Origin of the sequence: Pseudonocardia sp., from assembly GCF_050250275.1 — a bacterium.
Lineage (GTDB): Bacteria > Actinomycetota > Actinomycetes > Mycobacteriales > Pseudonocardiaceae > Pseudonocardia.
This window is the reverse complement of the sequence record NZ_JBFWOY010000031.1, coordinates 20,241-31,097: the sequence shown is the minus strand read 5'-3', so window position 1 is coordinate 31,097 and position 10,857 is coordinate 20,241. Positions and strand designations below refer to the sequence as shown.

Sequence of the window (10,857 nt, the reverse complement as noted above, 5' to 3'; positions counted from 1 at the left end):
GACGGGACGCGGGGCATGGCTGGTCGGGTCAGCGCGCCTCGGCGTGGTGGCGCGCGGCGATGGTCCGGCTCGGGTTGCACAGCCCGCACGGGGTGAAGCCCAGCTCCACCGCCTCGCGGACCGGCAGCGGGATCAGCGCCTGCCCCACGAGCGAGCGGCACCCGGTCACGTGGAAGCGGGGCTGCTCGTCGATGACGACGACCTCGTCGTCCAGGCCCGCGACCTGGGCGGCCACCCGGGCCTCCGGGGTCTCCTCCGGCGGCTCGGCGGCCGGGGCCGGCGGTGCCGTGCCGTTGCCGGACGCGGCCGCCGTGGCCGTGGTGGCTCCGGCGGCGTCGGCCGCCGCTGCCCGACCGGGCTCGCCCGGGTCCTGCGCCGATGCCCCGGCCATGACGGCCGTGGCCTCGGCGCCGCCGGAACCCGGTGCACCCGCACCGGAGCCGACCTTCGACTGCTCCTGCGCAGCGTCCGTGCCCGGGCCGCGCGTCGCGCGACCGTCGTCCGCGGGACCGCCCTTCTCCGGCCCGGGCGTACCCGCGGCGGAGTCGGTACCGGTGCCCGCGGGGGCCGCGTCGGACCGCGCGGGCGCCTGGGATGCGCCCACCGGCTTCTGCAGCGACGGGTTCCGGCCCGACGGACCCTGGTCCTGGGCGTTCTGGTCCTGGGCGTTCCGGTCCTGGGCGTTCCGGTCCTGGACGTTCCGGGCCGCCGCGGCGGCTGCTGCTGCCGCGGCACCCGCGGCGGGCACCGCGACGGTCGGACCGTCGACGGAACCCGGTGGCCGCTCCTGCGCGCGCGACTCCGATGGCCGGGACTCCGGGGCACGCGACTCCGGTGTGCCCGGCTTCCCGTCACCGGCCGCGGTGGCGCCCACCGGCGTCCCGGGTACCGCGCCGGGGCCACCCATCACCTGGGTCGCCTCGGCCGGCGACCGGCCCGGCTCCGAACCCGGCGAGTCGGCCGCCGCGGCGGGGCGCGACCCTGCCGCCGGGTCGCCCGCCGGGGCCCCGTTCCGGGCTCCGTCAGCCGTCACGCTGCGTGACGAATTTACGCTCGATGGGGTGACGCCGTCGTCAGCGCCGGACGGTCGCCCGGGTGAGCCGGGCGGTTGCGACGGGACCTGCGGTACCGACGCACCGACGGGCACCCCGCCCGACGACAGCCCCGGCGGCGCTGCCGGCGGAACGACCGGCAGCACCTGGGTGGCCGCCTCGGCACCCTCGAACGAGGGTCCGCGGTCGGCCACCGGCATCCCGGGCGGCGGCGCGTCGGCGTCCACCCGGCCCGGCACCGGCCCCGTACGAGCCGCAGAGCGGCCACGGAGCCAGTCGACGAGCAGCACCACCGCGGCGCCTGCGCTGACCGCCACGGACACCCACGCCCAGAGGACGCTGCCCGTCAGCAACGCGACGACGAGCAGGGCGAACGCAACCAGGACGAGGATCAGGACGAGCAGCAGCACGATTCACTCCCTGGTGGGCGGCACCACTGCGCCGCCCACCGTCCGGGGATCGGTCTCGGGGACGGTCAGCTGCCGGCGTCGGCGCGCTGGCCGTAGCCGCTGGCGGCGTAGCCCCCGTTGGGCGCCGAACGGCCGTCGGCGGGCGCGGCGGACGCGCGGTCGCCGAGGTCGCGCAGCTGCGACTCCAGGTACGTCTTCAGGCGGGTGCGGTACTCGCGCTCGAACGTACGCAGCTCGTCGATCTTCTTCTCGAGGACCGACTTGTCGCGCTGGATGGTCCCGATGATCTCGGTCTGCTTGCGCTCGGCATCACTGACCAGCGTCGCAGCCTTGTCGCGCGACTGCCGCTCCAGCGTCTCGGCGCGGGTCCGCGCATCGTTGAGCATCGTCTCGGCACGGGCCCGGGCGTCGTTCACGAGGCCGTCGGACTTGGTCCGGGCCTCCGAGAGCAGCTGCTCGGACTTGGTCCGCGCGTCGGCCAGCATGGAGTCGGCCTCGCTCTTGGCCTCGGCGGTGAGCCGGTCGGCCATCTCCTGGGCCAGGCCCAGGACCTTGGCGGCCTGGACGTGGTGGTCACCACCGCCCATGTCACCACCGTCGGCCATCTGCGGCGCAGGGGCCGACAGCGACCTCGGCGGCTCGACGGGCCGCGGGGGCTCCACAGGCCGCTGGATCTGGGCCGTGGGCGGCGCCAGGGCGGGCTGGGGACGCGAACGCGCCTCCTCCAGGTCGGCCTGGGCGCTGCCGAGCTGGGACTCCATCTGGGACACCTGCTCGCGCAGGTCGTCGTTCTCCTCGATCAGCCGGGCGAGCTCGGCCTCGACCAGGTCCAGGAAAGCATCGACCTCGTCCTCGTTGTACCCCCTCTTCCCGATAGGGGGCTTGCTGAACGCGACGTTGTGAACGTCGGCGGGCGTCAGCGGCATCGGATCACCTCATGCAGTCCTCGGCGGCAAACCGGGTGACTGGGGCTCACTCCGGCCTGACAACGTCCATCAGTATGAACACTGCCAGGAGGAGAACCATAATCGAGAGGTCCAGTCCCACTCCCCCGATCCGGACCGTGGGGATCACTCTCCGCAACAACTTCACGGGTGGATCGGTCACGGTGAAGATCGCCTCGAGGGCGACAGCACTCTGTCCGACGGGGCGCCACTTACGCGCGAAGGCGTGCACCAGCTCCACGACGATTCGTGCCGTGAGCAGCAGCCAGAAGGCGAACAGGACGTAGTACAGGACGAAACGAAGGACGTCGGGCACAGCTCAATCCTGGCGGAACAGCTCACGTTCTGCGAGCCGCCTCGCGTCGTCCGCCGAGACTTCGACGTCCGCGGGCGTGAGAAGGAATACACGGTTCGTCACCTTGTCGATGGAACCGCGCAGCGCGAAGGCGAGCCCCGCGGCGAAGTCGACGAGCCGCTTGGCCGACGCGGCGTCGAGCTCGGTGAGGTTCATGATCACCGGCTGGCCGTCGCGGTAGCGCTCCCCGATGGTGCGCGCCTCCTTGTAGCTGCGCGGCTGCAGCGTCGTGATGCGCGACATCGCCGCCGCACCCCGGTCGCGCTGCTCCGGCAGGGACGCACGCTCCCCCGGACGCACCTCGCGCAGCCCCACCGGCTCGCGGACCGGCTCGCGCAGCACCGGGTCGGTGTCGACGGCCAGCGCGCCACGCACGCTCCCCGCGCCCAGACCCGCACCCACGCCGCCACCCGCACGGACGGGCTCACGCGCCGGCCGCGCGTCGCGGGCCGGGGTGCGCTCCATGCCGCCGGGACGGTTGGGACGCCGGTCCCAGGCCTCGCCGACCGAGGCGGGCGCGTCGTACTGCTCGTAGTCGTCGGGAGCGTCGTAGCGGTCCGCCGGGTCGTCCCAGCGCTCCTCGCGCCGGCGCGGCGCGGCGTAGGCGGGCTCGTCGACGTAGTCGGCCATCTCGTCCGCGGGCACCATTCCGAAGTAGGCCTTGAGCCGGTACATCGCGCCCATGTCGCGCTCCCCTCGTCGTCACCCGCGAACCGGCGGCCGCCCCCGCGACCGGCGATCACCGCGAGGCTAGCCGCCGTTCCCCCACAAGGGCCGTTCCGACACGCACACACGTCGATCCGTGACGGATCGCCACGTCGAGGTCGCCTGACATCCCGGCCGAAAGCACCCTCGCAGACGGATGATCATCCCGCAGCGCAGCCGCCGCGGCGGCCACGTCCGCGAACGCCCGGTCGGGGTCGGCGCCGAGCGGGGCGACCGCCATGAGCCCGTCCAGACGCAGCCCCGGCAGGCCACTGACGTGCGCGGCGAGCGCCGCCAGGCCGTCGCGGGCGACGCCGCCGCGGGCCGGGTCCCCGTCGACGCTGTACTGCAGCAGCACCGGCAGCGGCCCCTCCCGCCCGCCCGCGTCGACGGCCCGCCGGACCTGGGTGTCGAGCGCGTCGGCGAGCCGGGCCGAGTCGACCGACTCCACGCGCGTCACCCACGGGGTCACCACGCGCGCCTTGTTCCGTTGCAGTCCGCCCACGAAGAACCAGCGCGGCGCGGCGTGCGGGGCCAGGCCGGCGACCTCACCGACCTTGTCCGCGGCCTCCTGCGCCCGGTTCTCCCCGAAGTCGGTCAGCCCCAGCTCGAGGAGGATCGCGACGTCGGCCGCCGGGATCGTCTTCGTGACGGCCAGCAGGTCGACCTCGGCGACGTCGCGGCCCGCCGTGGCGCACGCCTGCGCGATCGCCGCACGCACCCGGGCGAGGCGCCGGGTCAGGTCCGCGCGGCGCTCGTCGGTCGTGGATACCTCGTTCATGTCGTCCTCTCGCGCAGGCCCGCCCGCCGCACCGGCCGGTGCCGGTGCCCGACCGGATGCTCACCCACCGGACGGGTCGAGCCACACCACCCCGGCCTGACGCCCGGTGGACCCCTCGCGGCGGTGGCTGAACAGGTCCGGGTCCTCCATCGTGCACCTCGGGTCCCGGGCGACCCCGCGGACACCGATCACGTCCAGCTGCCGGTGCAGACCCGCCCGGATGTCGATCCCCGGCGTGCCGCGGCGGGTCCGGCCACCGCTACCCGGCAGCGCCGCGCCGACCTCGTCACGCATCTCGGCAGGAACCTCGTAGCACCCACCGCACACCGCGGGCCCGAGCAGGACCTCGACGTCCCCGACCCGCGCCCCGAGCGCCACCATCGCCCGCAGTGTCGCCGGGACGACCCCCGCGGCGGCACCGACCCGGCCGGCGTGCGCGGCCCCGATCACCCCGGCCTTCGGATCGGACAGCAGCACGGGCACGCAGTCCGCCGCCAGCACCACCAGCCCGACACCGGGCTCCGCGGTGACGACCGCGTCGGCCTCCGCGACGTCGGGCGCACCCGGATCCGGGGCCGGGCCCCGCACCGTCTCGACGCGCGTGCCGTGCACCTGCTGCAGGAACACCGCACCCGACAGTCCCAGCTCGCGCACGAGCCGTCCCCGGTTGGCGGCGACGGCCGACGGGTCGTCACCGACCCCCCGGGAAAGGTTGAAACTGCGGAACGCACCGGCGGAACGACCGCCGGCACGCGTGGTCACGACCTTCCGTACGCGCACCGCGTCAGCGTCGCACGGCGCGCCGCCCGCGCCGCGCGAAGGGCGACGCCCCGCCCGGCCGTCGATCAGCGCCGCATGAAGGGCGGCACGTCGACGTCGTCGTCCAGGTCGTCGAAGTCCCCGTCGGAGACCGGCACCGCCGAACCGTGCGTGGGCGTCGTCGGCGCCGCGTGGGCGCCACCGCCGAGCGAGCTCATCGCCGGGTCGGTGCGACCGCCCTCCGGGGCGCGCGGGGCCGGGGGCACGTAGGTCTGCTGCGGCAGCGGGGCCGCCGGGGGCAACGTGCCCGCCTGGTTCGGGCCGAGACCGCCCGGCGTCGCCTGAGCCGGTGCGGTGGCCACCGGAGCCGCCACCGCGGTGGCTACGGGCGGGGCCTGCGGCGGAGCGGCGGGAGCGGCCGGGACCTGCGGTGCGGCGGGCGCGTGCACCGCCGGCGTGTGCACCGCGGCGGGCTGGCTCGTCGAACCGGGGGCGGCGTCGGTGGAGCGGTAGGCCGACGGCTCGAGCTTCTTGTGCGCGGGCGTGCCGCCCTCGAACCCGGCCGCTATCACGGTGACGCGCACCTCGTCGCCGAGGGAGTCGTCGATCACCGTGCCGAAGATGATGTTCGCGTCGGGGTGCGCGGCCTCCTGGACCAGCGACGCGGCCTCGTTGATCTCGAACAGGCCGAGGTCGGAGCCACCGGCGATCGACAGCAGCACCCCCTGCGCCCCGTCCATCGACGCCTCGAGCAGTGGCGAGTTGATCGCCGAGCTCGCCGCCTGCACCGCGCGCCCCTCACCGCGCGACGACCCTATTCCCATCAACGCGCTGCCCGCCCCCGACATGACACTCTTGACGTCGGCGAAGTCGAGGTTGATCAGGCCCGGGGTGGTGATCAGGTTGGTGATGCCCTGGACACCGGAGAGCAGGACCTCGTCGGCGGAGCGGAAGGCGTCCATCAGCGAGACGCCCACGTCGCCGAGCTGCAGGAGCCGGTCGTTGGGGATGACGATGAGGGTGTCGCACTCGTTGCGCATCGCGTTGATGCCCTCGTCGGCCTGGCCGGCGCGGCGCTTGCCCTCGAAGGTGAACGGCCGGGTCACGACGCCGATCGTCAGCGCCCCGAGCTTGCGCGCGATCGAGGCGATCACGGGCGCACCGCCGGTGCCGGTGCCGCCGCCCTCCCCCGCGGTCACGAAGACCATGTCGGCCCCCTTGAGGACCTCCTCGATCTCCTCGCGGTGGTCCTCGGCGGCCTTGCGGCCCACCTCCGGGTTCGCCCCGGCCCCGAGGCCGCGGGTCAGCTCCCGGCCGATGTCGAGCTTGACGTCCGCGTCGGACATCAGCAGGGCCTGCGCGTCGGTGTTGACGGCGACGAACTCGACGCCCTTCAGACCGACCTCGATCATGCGGTTGACGGCGTTCACGCCGCCGCCACCGATACCGACGACCTTGATCACGGCCAGGTAGTTGTGCGGGGGCGTCATGCGCGGCACCTTCCAGTTGCTCGGGTCCGGTCCAGCTCCGGTTGGTCCGGGCCTTCACGCGAGAACGCTAGGTGCGGGCACGGTGTCGGTCCATTAGGCGCGCCGCGAGTCGGCAACCCCCCAGGCGGGTGTTTCGGCCTGTCGTGACCTCTTCGTGACCGATCGTGCGCGGTCAGCGACGGATCGTCGGGAGATCGGGGCTGGCGACGTCGAACACGCTCCCCCGCTCCGTGAGCAACGCGGTGAGCACGGCGGCCTTGCGCTGGGAGTTCTCGGCCGACCCCCACACGACGCGGCGGTCGTCGGAGAGGGCGAGCTCGACCGTCGGCAGGCCGCCCGTGGCCGCGGGGGCGATCACGGTGATCGTCAACACCTCGGACCGCACCGCGTCGGGCAGCGCGGCGAGCACCCCGAGCCCCGCGGTGGTCTGGACGTCGCCCGGCGCGACCGTGCCCGTGATGCTCACGTTCAGGTGCGGCAGCACCGGCGGCACCTCGGGCGCCTGCTCGTAGGGCACGCCGGTGCGGTCGACCAGCATCAGCCCCTTGGGGGTGTCGGCCAGCGCCACCGCGACACGCTCGACGACCGTCACGACGACCGTGTGCGGCCAGTCCCGCCCGACCGTCACCGACTCGACACCCGGCAGGGTCGCGACGCGCTGCTCCGCGCCCGAGGTGTCGACGCCCGCGAGCGGGCCCCCCGTCGGGATCGCCGCGGTCGCGAGGATCTGGTCCTGCGGGACCGCCAGCGCGCCCTCGACGGACACGGTCTCGACGTCGGCGAGGCCGCTGCCGTAGAGGAGGAACGCGACCCCACCGGCGAGCCCGCCGAGCAGCACGAGGACGACGACCAGCAACGCGATCCGGCGGCGGCGCACGATGTGCGGGGCGAGCCGGACCGGGCGGGGCCGGACGGGCCGGGCGGGCCGCCCGGCGCCGGTTCCGTCCCCGTTCCCGTCGGACGCGCCGGCGGCATCCGCCGTGGCGGCGGCAGCGGCTGTCGTGGCGGCGTCCCCGGTGGCGGCGTCCCCGGTGGCGGCGTTCCCGGTCGGGGCCGTCGGGACTTCAGCGGGCGGAGCGGCTGCGGTCGGGGCGGCTGCGGTCGGCTCGTCGGCACTGCCCGCGTCGCGGGCCGCGGTGCCCTCGTCCTCGTCGCGGCGCTCGGTCCGACGGGGGGTGCGGGTGCCACCGCTGGAACCCGGGATGGCGCCGACGCCCCCCGCACCGATCCGGCGGCCCCGCCCGTCGGTGCGCGCCCGACCGGTGCGCGTGCCCTCGGCCCGGGTGCGCGCAGCGGCGGCGCCCGCCCTCGTGGCGGCGGTGCGCCCGGCGCCCGCGCGCTCCCCCGCGGCGGGCCCGGCGGCCCGGCGGGTCTCGCGGTCGGCGCGCCCCGGCTGCGCGGGCAGCCTGGCCGGGGCCGGGTCGCCGCGACGGGGCTGCCGCTCACGGGGCTGCCGCTCACGGGGCTGCGCGTCGCCGGCGGCGTCCTTCGCGGTCTCCTTCGCACGGCCGCGGCCCTTCACGCGGCCCGCGGCCCGGTCCGTCGCGCCACCCTCGGCCCGGTCCGTCGCGCGGTCGTCGGCGCCGTCCTTCGCGCGGTCGTCGGTGCGCTCCTCGACACGGTCGTCGGCACGGTCCTCGGCACGGTCGTCCGGGCGGCCCTCGGCGCCGTCCCGCGTGCGACCGGTGGCACCGTCCGCAGTGCCGCCCTCCCCGGCATCCGCCCGCCCGGCACCGGCACGACGGGTGCGACCGTCGCGCTCACGTGCCGAACCGGGGGACGCCGGACGCCTCACCCCGAACCCTCCGCACGGTCCTCGAGCTCGCGCAGCACCTCCGGGCCCAGGACGGTGACGTCACCCGCGCCCATCGTCAGCACCAGGTCGCCGGGCCGCGCGATCCCGGCGAGCACCGCCGGCACCTCCGACCAGCTCGGGACATGGCGCACCGCACCCGCCGGAAGGTCGACGGCGTCGGCGACCAGGGCACCGGAGACCCCGGGCTCCGGGTCCTCCCGGGCCCCGAACACGTCCAGGACCACGACCTCGTCGGCCAGCGAGAGCGCCGCGCCGAACTCGGCGGCGAACAACCGGGTGCGGGAGTAGAGATGCGGCTGGAACCCCACGACGACCCGGCCCCCGCCCGCAACGGCGCGGGCCGCCCGAAGCGTCGCGGCGACCTCCGTCGGGTGGTGGGCATAGTCGTCGTACACGGCGACACCCGCGGCCCGGCCCTTGAACTCGAACCGCCTGCGTACGCCGTCGAACCCGGCGAGGCCCTCGAGCAGCACGTCGACCGGTGCGCCCAGCTCGACCCCCGCCAGGAACGCCCCGAGTGCGTTGAGGGCCATGTGCTCGCCGGGAACGGCGAGGCGCACCGCGAGCTCCACACCACGGTGCCGGGCGCGGACCCGGGCGCCGGCGCCGTCGGGCCGGTGGTCGACGAGCACGGCGTCCCCCGTGCCGGTGGCGGTGCGGCCGTATCGGCGGACGGTCAACCCCCCCACCTGCGCGCGGTCGGCGAGCTCCGCCGCGCCGGGGTCGTCGACACACGCGACGAGCACCCCACCCGCGGGGATCCGGGCGACGAACGCGTCGAACACCGCCCGGTACGCGGCCTCGGTGCCGTGGTGGTCGAGGTGGTCCGGTTCGACGTTGGTGACCACGGCGACACCGGGGGTGTAGGCGGTGAAGGAGCCGTCGCTCTCGTCGGCCTCCACGACGAACACGTCGCCACCACCGTGGTGGGCGCCCGCGCCGGACGCCGCGAGATCACCCCCGATGGCGAAGGACGGGTCGAACCCGCAGTGCTGCAGGGCGACCGTCAGCATCGAGCTCGTCGACGTCTTGCCGTGCGTGCCGGCGACGGCGGCGACCCGGCGGCCCGTGGTGAGATCGGCCAGCGCGTCGGCGCGGTGCACCACACGCAGCCCCCGCTCCCGGGCGGCGGCCAGCTCCGGGTTGGTCTCGCGGATCGCCGTGGACACCACGACCGTCGGCGGGCCGTCGAGCTGGTCCAGGTGCCCGGCGTCGTGCCCGACCGCGACCTGCGCGCCGAGGGCGCGCAGGGCCATGACGGTGCGGGAGTCCTTCGCGTCCGACCCGGAGACGGCGACACCGCGGGCGAGCAGGATGCGGGCGATACCGCTCATCCCGGCGCCGCCGATGCCGATGAGGTGGACACGGTCGCCCATCAGGGTTCCCGACGTACTCATCGAGCCCCCCTGTCCGCGGTCACGTCGAGGGCGATCCGGGCGAGTCGCTCGTCGGCGTCGGCGTGCCCCGAGGCGCGGGCCGCGGCACCCATCGCGGCGAGCCGCCCCGGGTCGCCGAGCAGCGGCAGCAGCTCCGCGAGGACCCGCTCACCGGTGGTCTCGGCGTCGGGCACCAGGATCCCGCCGCCCGCGGCGACGACGGGGCGGGCGTTGAGCGCCTGCTCGCCGTTGCCGTGCGGCAGCGGCACGTACATGGCGGGGAGCCCGACGGCCGTGACCTCGGCGACGGTCGTCATGCCGCAGCGGCCCAGGACGGCGTCGGCGGCGGCGTAGGCGAGGTCCATCCGCTCGATGTAGGGCAGCGGGACGTAGCCGGCGGTCCCGGGCCCCGCGGTGCCGCCCTTGCCGTGGGCGTGCAGCACCGCGACCCCCGCCCCGGTGAGCCCGGGCAACGCGGCCGCGACCGCGGAGTTCAGGGTGCGGGCGCCCTGCGAACCACCGAACACCAGCAGCACCGGTCCCTCGACGGGCAGCCCGAAGTGGGCACGGCCCTGCGCACGCAGCCCGGCCCGGTCGAGCCCGGTGATCGAACGTCGCAGCGGCATCCCCACCACCTGCTCGCGCGGCAGCCCCGTGCCCGGGACGGCCGTGGCGACGGCAGCGGCGAACCGGGCCCCCACCTTGTTGGCCAGCCCCGCGCGGGCGTTGGCCTCGTGCACCACGACCGGGACCCGGCCGCGGGCACCCAGGTAGGCGGGCAACGACACGTAGCCGCCGAACCCGACGACGACATCGGCGTCGACGTCGCGCAGCACGTCGCGGACGGCGCCGACCGCGGTGCGGACCCGCCCCGGCAGCCGCAACAGGTCCGCGCTCGGCTTGCGCGGCAACGGCACCGGCGGGATCAGCCGCAACGGGTAGCCGCGCGCCGGGATGAGTGTGGTGTCGAGCCCGCGTTCGGTCCCCAGCGCGGTGACGACCGCGTCGGGGTGCGCGCGGCGCACCGCGTCGGCGAAGGCCAGCGCGGGCTCGATGTGCCCGGCGCTCCCGCCACCGGCGACGACGACGGACAGCGTCATCGCACGTCCTCGCCGGCGCTCGGCCGGCGCCGCGCGCCGGCGCGGTGACCCCGTCCCGCCCGCTGCCGG

At 75.8% G+C, this 10,857-nt stretch carries 10 protein-coding genes; all 10 read right to left on the bottom strand.

The features are described 5' to 3' along the window. Nucleotides 1-28 precede the first annotated feature (28 nt). The 10 genes from AB7F12_RS24405 to AB7F12_RS24360 all read right to left on the bottom strand — a co-directional run bounded on the left by AB7F12_RS24405 (nucleotide 29) and on the right by AB7F12_RS24360 (nucleotide 10,788). Nucleotides 29-1,462: a hypothetical protein gene (locus tag AB7F12_RS24405; protein ID WP_428500681.1), complete on the bottom strand. Its 1,434-nt coding sequence runs from the start codon at nucleotides 1,460-1,462 to the stop codon at nucleotides 29-31. Nucleotides 1,463-1,527: 65 nt separating this feature from the next. Beyond that, nucleotides 1,528-2,388: a DivIVA-like cell division protein Wag31 gene (wag31, locus tag AB7F12_RS24400; protein ID WP_428500682.1), complete on the bottom strand. Its 861-nt coding sequence runs from the start codon at nucleotides 2,386-2,388 to the stop codon at nucleotides 1,528-1,530. A gap of 46 nt (nucleotides 2,389-2,434) precedes the next feature. Beyond that, nucleotides 2,435-2,722, bottom strand: coding sequence for a YggT family protein (locus AB7F12_RS24395; RefSeq protein WP_428500683.1), 288 nt, complete (start codon nucleotides 2,720-2,722; stop codon nucleotides 2,435-2,437). Nucleotides 2,723-2,725: 3 nt separating this feature from the next. Then, on the bottom strand, nucleotides 2,726-3,445 hold the full coding sequence (locus AB7F12_RS24390) for a cell division protein SepF (protein ID WP_428500684.1): 720 nt from the start codon (nucleotides 3,443-3,445) through the stop codon (nucleotides 2,726-2,728). A 55-nt stretch (nucleotides 3,446-3,500) separates the two neighbouring features. Then, complete coding sequence (locus AB7F12_RS24385; RefSeq protein ID WP_428500685.1) at nucleotides 3,501-4,247, bottom strand: YggS family pyridoxal phosphate-dependent enzyme; 747 nt, start codon at nucleotides 4,245-4,247, stop codon at nucleotides 3,501-3,503. Nucleotides 4,248-4,307: 60 nt separating this feature from the next. Then, the gene (gene pgeF, locus AB7F12_RS24380) at nucleotides 4,308-5,027 is read right to left on the bottom strand and encodes a peptidoglycan editing factor PgeF (protein WP_428500686.1); all 720 of its coding nucleotides are present in this window, start codon (nucleotides 5,025-5,027) and stop codon (nucleotides 4,308-4,310) included. A gap of 65 nt (nucleotides 5,028-5,092) precedes the next feature. Then, nucleotides 5,093-6,496, bottom strand: coding sequence for a cell division protein FtsZ (gene ftsZ, locus AB7F12_RS24375; protein WP_428500687.1), 1,404 nt, complete (start codon nucleotides 6,494-6,496; stop codon nucleotides 5,093-5,095). A gap of 172 nt (nucleotides 6,497-6,668) precedes the next feature. Further along, nucleotides 6,669-8,291, bottom strand: a complete 1,623-nt coding sequence (locus AB7F12_RS24370) for a cell division protein FtsQ/DivIB (RefSeq protein ID WP_428500688.1) — start codon at nucleotides 8,289-8,291, stop codon at nucleotides 6,669-6,671. After that, nucleotides 8,288-9,709, bottom strand: a complete 1,422-nt coding sequence (gene murC, locus AB7F12_RS24365) for a UDP-N-acetylmuramate--L-alanine ligase (protein WP_428500689.1) — start codon at nucleotides 9,707-9,709, stop codon at nucleotides 8,288-8,290. Before murC ends, AB7F12_RS24370 begins: the two co-directional genes overlap by 4 nt. Next, nucleotides 9,706-10,788 (bottom strand): UDP-N-acetylglucosamine--N-acetylmuramyl-(pentapeptide) pyrophosphoryl-undecaprenol N-acetylglucosamine transferase, encoded by a 1,083-nt coding sequence (locus AB7F12_RS24360; RefSeq protein WP_428500690.1) that lies wholly within the window; start codon nucleotides 10,786-10,788, stop codon nucleotides 9,706-9,708. Before AB7F12_RS24360 ends, murC begins: the two co-directional genes overlap by 4 nt. Between the last annotated feature and the right edge of the window lie 69 nt (nucleotides 10,789-10,857).

Coding starts and splice junctions, on each gene's coding strand:
- wag31 (WP_428500682.1), bottom strand. CDS start 2,388: ATGCCGCTGACGCCCGCCGACGTTCACAACGTCGCGTTCAGCAAGCCC.
- AB7F12_RS24390 (WP_428500684.1), bottom strand. CDS start 3,445: ATGGGCGCGATGTACCGGCTCAAGGCCTACTTCGGAATGGTGCCCGCG.
- ftsZ (WP_428500687.1), bottom strand. CDS start 6,496: ATGACGCCCCCGCACAACTACCTGGCCGTGATCAAGGTCGTCGGTATC.
- murC (WP_428500689.1), bottom strand. CDS start 9,709: ATGAGTACGTCGGGAACCCTGATGGGCGACCGTGTCCACCTCATCGGC.
- AB7F12_RS24360 (WP_428500690.1), bottom strand. CDS start 10,788: ATGACGCTGTCCGTCGTCGTCGCCGGTGGCGGGAGCGCCGGGCACATC.
- AB7F12_RS24385 (WP_428500685.1), bottom strand. CDS start 4,247: ATGAACGAGGTATCCACGACCGACGAGCGCCGCGCGGACCTGACCCGG.